Origin of the sequence: Haloplanus sp. CK5-1 (genome assembly GCF_037201915.1) — an archaeon.
In the GTDB taxonomy this organism is placed as follows: domain Archaea; phylum Halobacteriota; class Halobacteria; order Halobacteriales; family Haloferacaceae; genus Haloplanus; species Haloplanus salilacus.
This window is the reverse complement of record NZ_CP147505.1, coordinates 3,228,875-3,243,851: the sequence shown is the minus strand read 5'-3', so window position 1 is coordinate 3,243,851 and position 14,977 is coordinate 3,228,875. Positions and strand designations below refer to the sequence as shown.

Below are 14,977 nucleotides of genomic sequence, written 5' to 3'. Positions count from 1 at the left end.
GTCGACGTCCCGTCGAGGCCGTCCCTTTTGTCCCCGCCGACGTAACGCCGATGCGTGTCCACTCGACTCTCCGGGGGGCTCTCGGTCGCCCGTACCGTCGCCCGCGAGGTGCAGGACCGCGACGCGACCCTCCTGGCCGCCAGCATCGCCTACTACGCCTTCGTCTCCGTCCTTCCCTCTCTCGTCCTCGCCAGTGTCATCGCCACCGCGCTGGGGGGGCCGGCGCTCCGGACTGCGATCATCGACCTCGCCGGCCAGTATCTCCTCCCCGTGGGACGGACGCTCGTCGCCGACGCGCTGGCGAACACGGCCGGGCAGGGGAGTATCACTGCCGTCGGTTTCCTCCTGTTGACGTGGAGTTCGCTCAAGCTGTTCCGCGGCGTCGACACCGCCTTCGCCCGCGTCTACGGGACCGATCCCCGCGGGTTCCTCGGCGGCGTCCGTGCCGGTGGGACGGTCCTGATCGCCGTCGGGGTCGGTGCGCTCGGTGGTCTCGGTCTCGTCGCTGCGATCACCGTCTTCGGGACCTCGACCGTTGCTTTCCTCGGCCCCGTGGTGTTCGGGGCCGTCCTCGCCGTCGTCCTCTTCCCGGTGTACTACCTCACTCCGTCGGTGGACCTCTCGGTCCGCGAGGCGCTCCCCGGAACGCTCGTCGGCGCTACCGGCTGGACCCTCCTCGCCACCGGATTCGCGATCTACGCAGCCGTCACGGCGACCAGCGGGCAACTGGCACTGTACGGCGTCCTCGGTGCGGTCCTCCTTCTCGTGACGTGGTTCTACCTCGCGGGACTGGTGCTCCTCCTGGGTGCGACGATCAACGCCGTCCTCGCCGGACGGATCGGCGGCCCGGACCGGCAGGTACAACATCCGCCGGCCCGAGTCACCGCAACGACGGCAATGACCGGAGACGACACGCGAGACGCGAATACGGACCCGTCCCCCGCACCGGACATCGAGGACCTCGCCGATCGGGTCGACGCAGTGCGTGCCGACCTCGACGCCTTCGAGTCCGATATCGAGGAGCGCACGGTCGACCGGCCGGAGCTCGAAGCGGAACTGAAGCGGTACGTCCGGCGTCGGATGCGGCGTGGCCACGCCCGTGGCTGGGGGCCGTATCTCGTGCTCCTCTACGGCACCGCCATGACGCTCGGTGCGTTCTACCTCCTCTCGGACCTCCTCGCGGTCGTCGCCATGATCGTCATCTTCCTCTCGACGCTCGGGCTCTACGTCCTGTTCGTCCTCTTCGGGTTCGGGCTCTCGCTGCTCGGCAAACCCGCGCGGGCCGTCGAGGCCGTTCGGCGCTTCCGGCGCTGATCGCGGAAGCCCGGACATATATACCTCTCCCGACGAAGCCGGTGGTATGCGCGCCGACACCACGCTCGCGGACCGCGACGTCGGCGAGATGGCGGTCGTCGAGACGTTTCCGGAGGCGGTCGTCGACCTGTTCGACCTCCTCACGCGCCTCGGCGACCCCGTAACGCTCCTCCTCGTCGTCGCCGCCGGCTACCTGCTCGCCGACCACCTCGGCGTCTCCTCGACCCGGATGGCGACGGCGCTCGCACTCGCGCTCGGCGGGTTCGCGGCGACGCTCGCGCTCAAATACGCCTTCGCGCTCCCGCGGCCGCCCGGAGCGGGGACGGACGGCTACGGCTTCCCCAGCGGCCACGCCCTCGGTGCGACGGTCGTCTACGGCGGACTCGCCGCCCTCTTCGACGACCGCCGGCTCTCGGCGGCCGCCGCCGCCCTGATCGTCGTCGTCGCCGCCTCGCGGGTCGTCATCGGCGTCCACTACCTCGTCGACGTGGTCGTCGGCGTCGCCGTCGGCCTCGGCTACGTCGCCGCCGGCCTCCGGGCCGGCCCCGGCTACTCGCCCGCGAGCGTGACCGCCGCCGAGACCGGTCGGACCTTCGCCCTCGCCGCCGTCGTCGGCCTCGTGGCGCTCGCCGCCGCGGTGGTCACCGACACCGTCGTCGCCGCGGCCGCGACTGCCGGTGGCTGGATCGGTTGGCGGGTCGCCGGTGATCGCGTCGTCGCCGCCGCTGGATCGACGCGCCGCCTCGTCGCCTCGGTCGCCCTCCTCCCGGGCGTCGTCGTCGTCGCTCTCCTCGTCCTCGATGGCGGCGTCACCCTCCCGGTCGCGGGCGGCCTCGCCGGGGGGACCGTCGCACTGGTGCTCGCGATCCCCGGGCTGTCGGGGTAGCGCGACGAAATCGGCCGACAGAACCCCGAATCCCGGGCGTTTCAATCACTCGTTGTATGGGTTCGATGACATGAATACAATCGGTACTCCGGCCGTCACCACGGTCCGACAGCGATGATTCTACCGACACCGACTCCGACCGAATCGGCGTCCGACCGCACGTCGCTCGCGGGCCGTCCGCCCGCAGGAGGGGCATAATGAGCGGGATCACCCTGCAGGACTTCGTCGACGCGTCCGAGCGGGACTTCACGATACCCGAGGAGGCCCAAGAGCGACTCAACGAGATACTCCGAGAACTCAACCCGGCGCTGTACGGGAGCGAAGACGGCGACGGCGGTCAGTCCGGGAACGTGGGACCAAAGGTTCAGGCTATCGACGTCATCAGCTCGTCGGGGTCGGTCTACGTGTTCGAAGCCGATGCCTTCGATCCGGAGGACTCGGCGTCGCAACTGACCTACGAGTGGCAGGTCGACGGTCAGGTCGTCGGCGACGACTCCGCGAGGCTCGAGTACCCCTTCCAGTCGGAGGGCGACGTCGACGTGACGGTGACGGTCACCGACACCGGCGGCAAGTCGAACGACAAGACCCGGACGGTATCGATCAGCCTGCCCGCCGCCGAGGACCGGTTCAGCGTCGACACGTGGGATCTCGGCTCCTCCGGCCAGACACAGTCGATCAAGTACGGGGTGTCGGACGCCGACGGCGACGGCGACGTGTTGGCACTGCGGCTGTCCATCTATCCCGGCGATGGGTCGTCGATCTCCCGAACGACTTCTACCCTGACCGATCAGGATCAGGGAGCGGTCGCCTCCCTCGACGACGAGTTCCTGTATCTCAACGGCTTCGGGAAGTACACCGCGACGCTGGAGGCGATGGATCTGGACCTCTACGACGGTCCCGAGGTCGACGAAAACGGGGACCTGCCGAACGGTGACAACTTCACCGGCGAAGACGCGGAGGAACACGGCACGTTCGTGACGCTGCGCGAAACGACCGACAACATCACCGACTGACGCCGCGCCCCGTCCGCGTGGCTCTTCGGTCCGACACGCGGTGAAAAAACCGAACCTCCGCGGGTAGTCGCCGCTAGAACTTCTCGAGGTAGCGGTCGAGTTCCCAGTCCGAAACCTCGACGATGTACTCGCCGAACTCCTGGGACTTGGCCTCGATGAACTTCTCGGTGACGTGTTCGCCGAGCGCAGTCTTGATCGTCTCGTTGGCTTCGAGGGCGTCGACGGCCTCGCCGAGGTTCGAAGGCAGCGTCGTGATGCCGTACTCCTCGCGTTTGGCCTCGTCGAACTCGTAGATGTTCTCGCGGACCGGGTCCGGGCAGTCGAGGTCGTTCTCGATGCCGTCGAGACCGGCGTGGATCATGGCCGCGAAGGCGAGGTAGGGATTACACGACGGGTCGGGCGACCGGAGCTCGATCCGTGAGGCGGCCGGGACGCGGGCGGCCGGCTTGCGGATGAGCGCCGAGCGGTTGCGGTCGGACCAGGCGACGTAGACGGGGGCTTCGTAGCCCGGCACCAACCGTTTGTAGCTGTTGACGGTCGGGTCGGCGATGGCCGTGATCGCCGGGGCGTGTTCGAGGACGCCAGCGAGGTAGCTTTTGGCCGTGTCGCTCAGGTTGAACTCGTCGTCCTCGTCGTGGAAGGCGTTCTCGCCGTCCTCGGTGAACAGCGACATGTGGGTGTGCATCCCCGAGCCGTTGATCCGGGCGATGGGCTTGGGCATGAACGTCGCGTGGAGGTCGTGTTCGGCCGCGATGGCACGAACGACCGCGCGGAAGGTAGCGACGTTGTCGGCCGTCGACAGCGCGTCGTCGTACGTGAAGTTGATCTCGTGTTGCCCCTGTGCGACCTCGTGGTGGGAGGCCTCGATGTCGAAGCCCATGCTCTCTAGGCCGTAGATGATGTCACGGCGCACGTCGGACGCGAGGTCCTTGGGTGCGAGGTCGAAGTAACCCCCGGCGTCGTTCGTCTTCGTCGTCGCGCGGCCGTCCTCGTCCTCCTCGAACAGGAAGAACTCCGGTTCGGGGGCCATGTTCACGTGGTAGCCCATCTCCTCGGCACGTTCGATGGCACTCTTGAGGACGCCACGCGGATCGCCCGAGAAGGGTTCGCCGGTCGAGGTGTCGATCACGTCACAGATGAGCCGGGCCGCCGCACCGCCACCCGAATCCCCGTTCCGCCACGGGAGCACGGCGAACGTCTCCGGGTCGGGATCGAGGCGCATGTCCGACTCCTGGATGCGAACGAACCCGTCGATCGAAGAGCCGTCGAAGTAGATCCCCTCGGTAAACGCCTTCTCCGCCTGGCTCGCCGGGACCGAGACGTTCTTGACCGTACCGAGGATATCGGTGAACTGGAGCCGGAGGAAGTCGACGTTCTCCTCGTCGATCTCGTCGATCACGCCCTGTTCTTCGGCCGTTAAACCGCCGTCTGTCGCCGTAGTTTCGTCCGTCATGTTCTGGACAGGGTTACTCTATACTCCCAGTATTAAGCTTTTTTTGTTGGCTGCAATTTCCTCTTACGATCTCTCGTAATTGGATATTCGTAAACTTCTATACCCCCCGGGACGTCGGTAACTGCCATGACGTACGAAAATCTAGACGCGAAGCTGATCAACGCGCTCCTGGGCGACGGTCGTGCCAGCCTGCGGAGCCTCGCCGAAGAACTCGACGTCTCCGTCACCACCGTCTCGAATCACCTCCGTGACCTGGAAGACGAAGGTGTCATCGAGGGGTACACGCCCCGCGTGAACTACGACGCGCTCGGCTACGACGTGACGGCTATCCTCCAGTTGAAAGTCGAGGGAAGCGCCCTGCCCGGGATCACCGAGAGCCTGCGCGATCAAAAGCAGATGGTCAGCGTCTACGAGGTCACGGGTGACTACGACGTCATCGCCGTCGGCAAGTTCCGCGACACGGACGGCATGAACGAACAGATCAAGACGCTGCTGACCGACGCCGACATCCGTGAGTCCAACACCAGCGTCGTCCTGAACGCCGTCGTCGAGAACAAGCAGTTCGAACTCCAAGTCGACTGGGAGTGAACACCCCCCGCGGGTCAGCGGTGGACGCCATGTGGCGTCCCCCGGAGTCGCGCCCGGCGGACGACGGCCACCCGCCAGCGGAGCACCCCGACACAGGCGAGGCCGACCGTGAGGACGCCCGCGACGACGTAGAAGGCGAGCGCGTAGCTGCCGGTCAGTTCGACGACCCGCGCCACGAGCGTCGGGCCGGCGACTCCGGCCACCGACCACGCGGTGAGCGTGTAGCCGTGGATCGCGCCGAGTTCATCGGTCCCGAACAGGTCCGCGAGATACGCCGGGAGACAGGCGAACCCGCCGCCGTAGCAGAGACGATGACGAACAACACCGCCGCGAACGCCGGGACGGTGGTGACGGTGGGCAGTGCCAGGAAGCCGACGATCTGGACGGCGAAGAACACGCCGTATGTCGTCGTTCGACCCAGGTAATCGGAGAGGCTGGACCAGACGATCCGTCCCGCCCCGTTGAACACCCCGATGAGGCCGACGACCGTGGCGGCGACGGCCGCACTCGCTCCCGTGATCGCCTGTGTCATGTTCGATGCCACCGACAGGAGCATGATCCCCGCCGAGACGTTGATGAAGACGACGACCCAGACCAGGTAGAACTGTGGCGTCCGGAGCGCTTCCCGGGCGCTCAACTGTTCGAGGTCCGTCGCGACGACGACGCCGTGGCTGTCCGCCTCCACGACGTCGTCCGGGTCGACGCCGGCTGGAACCCACCCCTCCGGCGGCGGTGCGAGATAACTCGCCCCGGCTGCCATCGCGACGAAGTAGGCCGTCCCGAGGAGGTACAGCGTCGTCGGGATGCTCGTCGCCTCGATCAGGGCGTTCGCCACGGGGCCGCTCACCAGCGCGCCGGCGCCGAACCCCATCACGGCTAGGCCGGTCGCCAGCCCCCGTCGGTCGGGGAACCACTTCACGAGCGTCGAGATGGGGCTGATGTACCCCAATCCGAGCCCCGTACCGGCGACGACACCGTAGGTCAACACGAACCGTGTGGCTCCCCCGGGAGACGGCGACGCCCGCGAGTATCGTTCCGCCGGCGAACAGGACGGCCGACGGCCGCGGCCGTCCCCGCGACGCGTGGTCCGTACCGCTCCACGTACCGGCCGAGAAACGCCGCCGACAGGCCGAGCGTGACGATGGCGAGGGTGAACCCCAGCGTCACGTCGGCGATGCTCCACCCCTGTGTCTCCTGGAGTGGTCGCTGATACACGCTGTAGGCGTACACCGACCCGATAGAGAGGTGGATCAGCATCGCCGACGCCGCGACGAACCACCGGTTTTTCGCCGCCGTCGTGGGCATACCTCCGTCTCCGCGGCGGGACCTGAAAAACACTGCTCTGTTGAAACTGCAGGACTGGGGCCGGTGTCTGGCGTGTTGGCGAGTTTCCTGCGATCATTCGAGTGCGAACGACCTCGCGGAATTGCCGACACCCAAACCACGAACGAAGGGTCGGGACCGAACAACGCGCGGTCATAGTCGGTACGCGTGAGGACTGCCCAACGGACTGTCCCTACCTCGGTACCGGGATCACCGTGAGGTAACGCGATCGTCGTGGTCGAAAGATGGACTCGCCGATCGTCGAGACGAGTTCGGCTCTCCCGGATCGTTTGCCGACGCGGTTGGCGTCGGCTGCGTGCGACACCGGTCAGAGTTCGCTCTGGACGTCGAGTGCGTTCATCTCGTCGATCTCGTTACTGATCTCTCGTATCTTCGTCGTTTGCTCTTCGTTCGCTGCCGCGATGGACTCGGCCTCGTCGGCGACCCGTTCGAAGTCCTCCGCGGTCCGGTCGACTATGCTCGCTATCTGCTCGGTACTTGCGGCCTGGTCGTCGGTGGCGTCTGCCACCTCTGTGACGCCGTCTGAGACGTCTTCGACCACTTCGGCGATGTTCTTGAACGTCTCGCCGGAACTGCGTACTTTCTCTGCTCCCTCCTGGACGACGTCGTTGGTCCCTTCGAGACTCTCGACGGTATCCGCGGTGTCCTCGCGGATCTCGCCGACGATTTCCTCGATTTCGGTGGCTCGATTCTGGGACTCCTCTGCTAGTGACTTGACCTCGTCTGCAACGACGGCGAATCCAGAGCCCGCCTCGCCGGCCCGAGCCGCCTCGATGGAGGCGTTCAGTGCGAGTAGGTTCGTCTGATCGGCGATGTCGTTGATGACGTCGACGAGTTCGTCTATCTGCTGGATGCTCTCGTTGAGTTCGCGGATGTCGTCGGTCACGTCCGCGGCCGCCCTCTCGATGTCTGTCATAATCTCGATCGTCTCGTCGACGTCTTCCTCACCGGCCTCGGCCTCCTCGCGTGCCCGTTCACTAATGGACTTGACATCGTCGGCGGTGGCGGCGATCTCCTCGACGGTCGCACTGAGCGACGACACTTCCTCCGAGACCTCCGTGACCGACTCCAACTGGTCGGTCGCCTGGGAGCTAATCGTCTGTGAATTCTCTGCGACCTGTTCGGCCGACTGTTTCAGTTCGTCGACCGCGGATTTGATACTCCGTGTCGCTTCCTTCCGGTCGGATATATCGCGGAACGTCTCGCTGATAGCGACCACGTCGCCCTCCCGGTCGCGAATCGGTCGAACGACGAGTTCCGTCGGGACGACACGCCCGTCGTAACTCTCCTTTTCGACCTGGACACGAATCTCTTCTCGCCCCTCGTCGACGATCTGTTTCAGCGTGCAGTTGCCCGTCCCACAGACTTCGGGGTTGCAAAACTGGTCGTAGCATTTGACCAGTTCGCTCTCCTCGGCGTCGACGCCACCGAGTTCCTTCATCTGCTTGTTCTCGACGACGACGTTGAACTCCATATCGAGAATCCGCATCGCCGCACCGGTCGACTCCATTATCTGCCGGAGGTTGTCCGTGAGAACGTTCCAGAGCTGGTCTTCCGGGAGTTGCTTGCCATCGACGATTCCCTGTGAGAAATCCTCGCCGGCCGTCGAGCCACCCTCCGTCGAACCGCTCTCACTCGTTGCCATATCCGGGCTTCGCTTAGCGGGTATTTCAAACTGTCACAATATTCCACATCCTGAGAATACGCTGTCGAGTGCCACCTGGTCGGCCGTCGTCGCGTCACGGTCGGACGGGCGGTAGCACGTGGGCGGGCAGGTGGCGCGTCGGGGGGGCTCCCCGCTCGATTAGTGGCCCCCCGCTACTCGAAGCCGTCCTCGAAGACGAACGTGCCGTTTCGCTGGACGACCTCGCCGTCGACCTCGATGACCGAGTCCTCGCCCATATCGACGATCATGTCGACGTGTTCGGCGCTCTCGTTGCGTTCGTTCTCTTCTCCCACCGTGTCGGCGTAGGCGTTGCCGACCGCCATGTGGACCGTATCGCCCATCTTCTCGTCGAACAGCATGTTGTACGTGAACTGATCGATCGAGCGGTTCATCCCGATGCCGAGTTCGCCCAGGTAGCGCGCGCCCTCGTCGGTGTCCAGGATCCCCGTGAGGACGTCCTCGTTGCGCTCGGCACTGTGGCCGACGACGCGGCCGTCCTCGAACCGGAGGCGTGCGTCCTCTATCTCCTTGCCCTTTCGGTAGAGCGGGAGGTCGAAGTGGACGTATCCCTCGACGGATTCCTTGACCGGCGCGGTGAACACCTCGCCGCCAGGGAGGTTGTGTTCGCCGTAGTCGTTGAGCGTCGGATTGCCCGCCACCGACATGGTGACGTCCGTCTCGTCGCCGCTCCGGATCCGAACCTCGTTGGCCCCGTCGAGGATCTCGACCATCCGGGCTTGGTGCTCGCGTTGGGCCTCCCAGTCGAGCGTCACCGCGTCCCAGACGAAGTTCTCGTAGGCCTCGGTGCTCATCCCCGCCAGTTGGGCGTGGCCCGAGGAGGGGAACTGGGTGAGACACCACCGCTTTTCCAGACGTTCGTCGAGGACGGGCCGCATCGCCCGCCGGTAGGCGGCGTTGGTCTCGGGACTCACGTCGCCCTGTTCGGAGACGTTCGGGCCGCCCCGCGCGATGACGAAGGCGTCGGCCTCCTCGAACAGCGCGAGTTGGTGGGCCGGCGTCTCGAAGTCGTCGTCGCTCGCCCGGAGGAACGCCCGACTCGCCCGCTCGGAGTTGTGCAGGTAGACCGGGTTCGCTCCTCGGTCGCCGAGCAGTTCGTGCAGGGCGACCGCCAGGTCCTCGGCGACGGCGGGCATGCTGATCACGACGTCGTCGCCCGACTCGATACTCGTCGAGTGGTCCACGATGGTCTCCGCGTGCGTGCGGATGCGCGGGTCCATGCATGTGCGTTCCCGCGCGGGCGGCAAAGCCTTTCGGAGTGTGCCCTCCCGGTGCCGGTCGGCGACCCCCGCGCGACCGCCCGGAGCTATTTGATCTGGCGGCACCGACTCGACGTATGATCGACCTCCGCTCGGACACGGTGACCCGCCCCTCGGACGCGATGCGCGACGCCGCCCGCGACGCCGCCGTCGGCGACGACGTCTACCGCGACGACCCCACGGTGAACGACCTCGAACGCCGCGCCGCCGACGTCGTCGGATGCGAGTCGGCGCTGTTCGTCCCCACGGGGACGATGGGCAATCAGATCGCCGCGTACGTCCACGCCGACCCCGGGAGCGAAGTCCTCGTGGACGGCGAGGCCCACATGGTGCGGTGGGAGGTGGGTGGTCTCGCCCGGGGTGCCGGCCTCCAGACCCGGACCGTCGACGCCGGCGACCGGGCCGCGTTCACGCCCGAACAGGTCCACGAGAGCTGTCACGAGGCCGACCTCCACCGCCCCGGTACCGGCCTCGTCGCCCTCGAAAACACGCACAACGCCCGCGGCGGCGTGGCGGTGCCCGTCGACCACGTCCGCGCCGTCGCCGGCGCCGCGGACGACCACAACGTGCCCGTCCACCTCGACGGCGCGCGCCTGTTCAACGCCTGTGTCGCCCTCGGCGTCGACGCCGAAGAGATGGTCGCCCCCGTCGACTCCGTCCTGTTCTGTCTCTCGAAGGGGCTGGGTGCGCCCGTCGGCTCGATCCTCGCCGGACGCGAGTCGTTCGTCGACGAGGCCCGACGGGTCCGGAAACTCCTCGGCGGCGGGATGCGACAGGTCGGAATGATCGCAGCGCCCGGACTGCTCGCACTGGAGAACCGCGGCCGCCTCGCGACCGACCACGAGAACGCCGCCCGCCTCGCCGAGGGTCTCGACGCCGTCGACGGTCTCTCCGTCCCGACGCCCGAGACCAACATCGTCGTCGCCGACGTCTCGGGGACGGGCCTCGACCCCGAGGGGTTCGTCGACCGAGTCGCCGCCCACGACGTGGCCTGTGGTCCCTTCGGCGATCGAACCGTCCGGTTCTGTACGCATCTGGACGTCGACCGATCGGACGTGGAGACGGCGGTCGACCGTGTCGAGACGGCCCTCGGATCGCTGGAGTGATACCTCGCTCCGTGCGACGTCGCGTGTCCGACCGCGGTCCGTCCTCGGTACGGACCGCAACCGAGTTGCCCGCCCGCCTCGACGCTCCCGCATGCTCGTCGTCTGCTCCGACACGCACGGCACCGACGACCCCCGACTGACCGGTCGGACCCGCGAGGCCCTCGCCGCCGCCGACCTCGCGATCCACGCCGGCGACTTCACGACGCCCTCGGTCCTCGACGGTTTCCGGGAACGCGCCGACCGACTGGTCGCCGTCCACGGCAACGCCGACACCGCCGCCGTCCGGGAGCGACTCCCCTCGGCCGCCACCACGACCTACGCCGGCGTTCGGATCGCGGTCACGCACACGGAGCGCGGCGGCGCGACCGCCCGCTCCCTCTTCGGCCGACAGCGCGGCGCGGCCCTCGTCGTCACCGGCCACACCCACCGTCCGTCGGTCGACGCCCCCGAGACGGGTCCGGTGCTCCTGAATCCGGGGAGCTACGCCGACCCGCGGGGGAACCGCCCGGGCCACGCCGAACTGTGGACGCCGGGGGGCGACGACCGACCGGCCGGGGTCACCCCGTTCGACGCGAACGCGGACGCCGACGCCGACGTGGGGCTCGTCGGTGTGCTTCGAACCCCGGACGGCGACGTCCTCGACCGGTTTCGCGTCGGCTGATCGCTCGTCGGGACACACCAGCACGAAGTGGAGGGCCGAAGCGTGGTCGGGGGACCACGCGACCGACCCTACGCCCGATGGGATAATAGACACACCGTAGGCTCAAACGGCCGTTGTAGCCTTCCGCCGTCGGTGGAATTCACCGAACCGACCAGCGGGGTCGCCCGCCGATTCGCGCGGGGTCGCCGACTCTCCTCGCTCCCTCCCGTCCCCCTCGATCCGAGTGCCACGCCCCGCCGTCGCGACCCGCCTACACACAAGGCATATACCAGTTCACGAATCGCCCCGGAATCGGGCTGAGACGCCCATTGGCACCGTCTGACACACGCATGATTTGAACACAAAGTATTTACCACACTCGGCTTTCATTTCGAACACCCCTACCCGTGGATAGGCTGGCGATCAGTCAGACCACGAACCCGGCATGAAAGACCCCGTCTGGATTGCCGATGCAGACAACAACGCAAAAACATGACAGACTATAACGACAAAGCCCGCGCAGTGATCCTCGCGGCGCTCATGGTATTCAGCGTCTTCGCTGGTACCGTGGCGCTGTCGGGATCGGCTGCTGCAACCACTAATTATACTGCGGGCAACGACACACTCACTCAGACTTCGGTTGTAAACACAACAGTAACGCACGACATCACATTCAACGTCTCAGCGTCGAGCGTACAAAACACTGAGTCAATTGACCTGACTTCCACTTCAGGAACAATTGACAACGTTGATGTGACAGTCACCAACAAAACCGGCGGCGATGTTACTGTAACTGGCGACGCCGCTACGGTTGAATACGACACTACCACAACGAACTCGCCCGCGAGTGGCGAATTCACCGTTGACGGTACTATCACCGTTGACTACACCGGTGTCTCCGGCACTGGGACGACGACCAGTAACATCCAAGCGGGCGGCACCGATGTTGGTAGTGACGTCACGATCAACTTCGGCGAGACCCGCGCCGGTTCGAACGGTGAAGTCGGTGAATTCAACACCGAAGACGGTACGGGCACCATCCTCTCCGGTGCGACCGTCTTCCAGGGCGAGGAAGACATCGACTTCAACGGCCGGACGTCCCTGACGGGGTCCAGCGGTGACGCCGAGGGTCAGACCCTCACGACCCCCATCGATCAGGATCAGGCGACCGGTCAGTACGACGCCAACGGTCCGGCCGACGGTGACGGCGGCTTCGGCGTCACGGTCCTGCGACCGCAGGTCGACGAGCTCGAAGTCCTGAACAGCCAGGACGCGGACATCGCGGGCGGTTCGGTCCCTGAGGGCGAATCGGACGTCAGCGGCTCGGGTGACCTCTCGGTCAACGCCTCGTACAACTACGATCAGGCCGAGGACCTCGAACTCACCGTCGAGAACGAGGGCGGCCTCGATGTCACTGGTGACGCTATCTCCGACCGCGACGCGACCGGTAACGCCATCAAGGCGGGTAGCGGCTCGGACGGTGACGTCGGCTGGGAGCTCGACCTCACCGACCTCGGGACGGGTACCTACACCATCGAGGTGGCCGGCTCCGACGACCTCGACTTCGGTCAGGCCGTCGAGTCGACGACCGTCACCGTCACCGGTGACGACGACGTCACGCTCGACCTGGACGAAGACTCGGTCACGCGCGGGAACGACGTGACCTTCTCGGTCCGCGGCTCGAACGCGGGCCAGGACCACGTCGTCACCATCGACTCCGACGACCTCCGTGACGGCGTCACGATCGGCGACGCACGGCGCGTCTTCGGTCAGGTCGGCGACACGGACTCCGTCGGCGTCGTCGTCAACGACACGGAAGTCTACCAGAGCGGTGACCCTCTTCCGTCCGGTGCAGACGTCTCGGACGTCAACTACGCGTACGCGAACCTGACCATCGACGACGACACCGGTATCGCGCGCGGACAGGTCGACACGACGAACCTCGACACGACCGACGTCGACCTCGACCTCTACGCGGCCGGTGACGAAGTGCCGAACCTCCCGGCCAGCTCCGAGGACGACCCCTCGCTGACCGTCGAAGAGGGTAGCGTCTCCCTCAACACGCCCGACAACACCTACGTTGTCGGCAGCGAAATCGACGTCAACGGGACCGCCTCGGAAGGCATCGACGACGTGTCGCTGTACATCCGCCGCGACGGCGAATACAAGCTGATCGACCTGAACGGTGACAGCAGTGGCACCGACGGCGAGATCGGCGTCGACGCCGACGGCACGTTCGAAAAGGAAGACGTCATCCTCTCGCAGGGTGACGACGAGCCGGGCAACAACATCCTCTCGCTGCCCGGGAGCTACCGACTCGGCGTGATCGACACGGCCGACGTGGGTGGCAGCAACAACGTCGACCCGTCCGTGCCGGTCTCGGAGTTCAACACGGGCACGAGCAGCCAGTCGTCGCTCCGCGTGGTCGACACTGAGCTGAGCGCGAACGTCAAGACCGTCGGCGGCCAAGTGGCCGAAGAAGACGGTGACGTGAACATCTCGGGGACCGCCCTGGGTAACCAGGACGTCGACGTGGTGTTCTTCGACAACCGCGGGAACGCGAACCACGAGACCATCTCGGTCGACGATGACAACACGTTCGAAGAGGACGAAGTCAACGTCGTCGGCCCCGACGGCTTCGCGACGGGTCAGGCCAGCGTTCACATCCTGACGTCGGGTCGTGACGGCGACTACGGCGACGGCGAACTCCCGAGCGGCAACCTCGCGGACTTCGTCGAGGACAACCTGTCTGGCTCGGGTCTGACGGGCGACCAGATGCGCGCTCGCTTCCTCGACCAGACGGTCGAAGCGGTCGCGAGCGACGACCGGATCGTCAACGCGCAGTTCCGCTTCGCGGAATCGTCGACCTCGATCCAGAGCGTCTACCCCGAGGGCGCTGAAGCCTCGGGCGTCAACCCGATCGCCGTCGACGACACGATGGTCGTCGCGGGGACGACCAACCTGCGACCGGACGACAACTCGATCACCGTCGAGCTCAGCACCGACGAGGGCGACTCGGTCGCGCTGAGCACGACCGACGAGTGGGGCTACGACGGACAGTACATGGTCTCGCTCGAACTCGACGACGTCCAGACTGGCACGTACGAACTCGTGGCTGACGACGCCTTCAACGAGGACGTCGAAAGCGTAGAGATCGTCCAGAACCGCCAGACTGCGACGCCGGAACCGACGGACACGCCGGAACCGACGGCAACGGACACGCCGGAACCGACGGCAACGGACACGCCCGAGCCGACGGCAACGGACACGCCGGAACCGACCGACACGGCAACGGCGACGCCCACGGAGGGCGGCGGGCCGGGCTTCGGTGCGGTCATCGCGGTCATCGCGCTGCTGGCGGCGGCACTGCTGGCCACCCGGCGCGACGAATAAGTAGCCACGACTGACCGCCGGTAGCGGTCACCCGACGCGGTTTTTTTATCGACGCTACATCCCGGAGACAGCCGTCCGTCGACCCACGGCGAAACGGCTTTGTGCGACCCGACTCACGACTCGTTCATGCAGCCACCCGCCGGTTCCCTCCAGTTGTCGGACCTCCTCGGCGATCCGATATTCCTCGGACTGGTCGGGCTGATGCTGTTGCTCGTCTTCTTTGCCTACCTGCTCGTCCGCCGGACGTTGCTCTCGCTTCGCGAGGGGTACGACGAGGGATACCGGTAGTGGTGGACG

General features: G+C 66.3%; 14 protein-coding genes and 1 pseudogene. 9 read left to right on the top strand and 6 right to left on the bottom strand.

Annotation, left to right across the window (positions count from 1 at the left end):
- Positions 1-54: 54 nt before the first annotated feature.
- The 3 genes from NBT81_RS17230 (at position 55) to NBT81_RS17220 (ending at position 3,213) form a co-directional block, all read left to right on the top strand.
- Positions 55-1,314 (top strand): YihY/virulence factor BrkB family protein, encoded by a 1,260-nt coding sequence (locus tag NBT81_RS17230; RefSeq protein ID WP_338740142.1) that lies wholly within the window; start codon positions 55-57, stop codon positions 1,312-1,314.
- A gap of 46 nt (positions 1,315-1,360) precedes the next feature.
- A complete protein-coding gene (locus NBT81_RS17225) occupies positions 1,361-2,200 on the top strand; it encodes a phosphatase PAP2 family protein (protein ID WP_338740140.1) in 840 nt (279 codons plus the stop codon).
- A 197-nt stretch (positions 2,201-2,397) separates the two neighbouring features.
- Positions 2,398-3,213 (top strand): hypothetical protein, encoded by an 816-nt coding sequence (locus NBT81_RS17220; protein WP_338740139.1) that lies wholly within the window; start codon positions 2,398-2,400, stop codon positions 3,211-3,213.
- 73 nt (positions 3,214-3,286) lie between these two features.
- Here NBT81_RS17220 and glnA read toward each other — a convergent pair whose 3' ends face one another.
- Complete coding sequence (gene glnA / locus NBT81_RS17215) at positions 3,287-4,666, bottom strand: type I glutamate--ammonia ligase (RefSeq protein ID WP_338740138.1); 1,380 nt, start codon at positions 4,664-4,666, stop codon at positions 3,287-3,289.
- Positions 4,667-4,792: 126 nt separating this feature from the next.
- On the opposite strand from glnA, the gene lrp reads away from it, so the two are divergent.
- Positions 4,793-5,254 (top strand): HTH-type transcriptional regulator Lrp, encoded by a 462-nt coding sequence (gene lrp / locus NBT81_RS17210; protein WP_338740136.1) that lies wholly within the window; start codon positions 4,793-4,795, stop codon positions 5,252-5,254.
- A 14-nt stretch (positions 5,255-5,268) separates the two neighbouring features.
- Here lrp and NBT81_RS17205 read toward each other — a convergent pair whose 3' ends face one another.
- The 5 genes from NBT81_RS17205 to NBT81_RS17185 form a co-directional block, all read right to left on the bottom strand.
- Positions 5,269-5,430, bottom strand: coding sequence for a hypothetical protein (locus NBT81_RS17205; protein ID WP_338740135.1), 162 nt, complete (start codon positions 5,428-5,430; stop codon positions 5,269-5,271).
- Complete coding sequence (locus NBT81_RS17200; RefSeq protein WP_338740134.1) at positions 5,409-6,242, bottom strand: MFS transporter; 834 nt, start codon at positions 6,240-6,242, stop codon at positions 5,409-5,411. The genes NBT81_RS17205 and NBT81_RS17200 overlap by 22 nt, the downstream gene beginning before the upstream one ends.
- Positions 6,236-6,559 carry a hypothetical protein gene (locus tag NBT81_RS17195; protein ID WP_338740133.1) on the bottom strand — a complete coding sequence of 108 codons (324 nt, stop codon included), beginning with the start codon at positions 6,557-6,559 and terminating at the stop codon, positions 6,236-6,238. Before NBT81_RS17195 ends, NBT81_RS17200 begins: the two co-directional genes overlap by 7 nt.
- A gap of 346 nt (positions 6,560-6,905) precedes the next feature.
- The gene (locus tag NBT81_RS17190; RefSeq protein WP_338740132.1) at positions 6,906-8,243 is read right to left on the bottom strand and encodes a methyl-accepting chemotaxis protein; all 1,338 of its coding nucleotides are present in this window, start codon (positions 8,241-8,243) and stop codon (positions 6,906-6,908) included.
- A gap of 173 nt (positions 8,244-8,416) precedes the next feature.
- Positions 8,417-9,502 (bottom strand): aminopeptidase, encoded by a 1,086-nt coding sequence (locus NBT81_RS17185; protein ID WP_338740131.1) that lies wholly within the window; start codon positions 9,500-9,502, stop codon positions 8,417-8,419.
- 116 nt (positions 9,503-9,618) lie between these two features.
- On the opposite strand from NBT81_RS17185, the gene NBT81_RS17180 reads away from it, so the two are divergent.
- The 5 genes and pseudogenes from NBT81_RS17180 (at position 9,619) to NBT81_RS17165 (ending at position 14,968) form a co-directional block, all read left to right on the top strand.
- Positions 9,619-10,647 (top strand): GntG family PLP-dependent aldolase, encoded by a 1,029-nt coding sequence (locus tag NBT81_RS17180; protein WP_338740130.1) that lies wholly within the window; start codon positions 9,619-9,621, stop codon positions 10,645-10,647.
- A gap of 91 nt (positions 10,648-10,738) precedes the next feature.
- The gene (locus NBT81_RS17175) at positions 10,739-11,308 is read left to right on the top strand and encodes a metallophosphoesterase (RefSeq protein ID WP_338740129.1); all 570 of its coding nucleotides are present in this window, start codon (positions 10,739-10,741) and stop codon (positions 11,306-11,308) included.
- A 471-nt stretch (positions 11,309-11,779) separates the two neighbouring features.
- A pseudogene (locus NBT81_RS17405) lies at positions 11,780-11,872 on the top strand (surface glycoprotein); the annotation flags it as partial.
- Positions 11,873-12,040: 168 nt separating this feature from the next.
- Positions 12,041-14,680, top strand: a complete 2,640-nt coding sequence (csg, locus tag NBT81_RS17170; protein ID WP_338740128.1) for an HVO_2072 family ArtA-dependent S-layer glycoprotein — start codon at positions 12,041-12,043, stop codon at positions 14,678-14,680.
- Positions 14,681-14,806: 126 nt separating this feature from the next.
- Complete coding sequence (locus NBT81_RS17165; protein ID WP_338740126.1) at positions 14,807-14,968, top strand: hypothetical protein; 162 nt, start codon at positions 14,807-14,809, stop codon at positions 14,966-14,968.
- Positions 14,969-14,977: the final 9 nt, after the last annotated feature.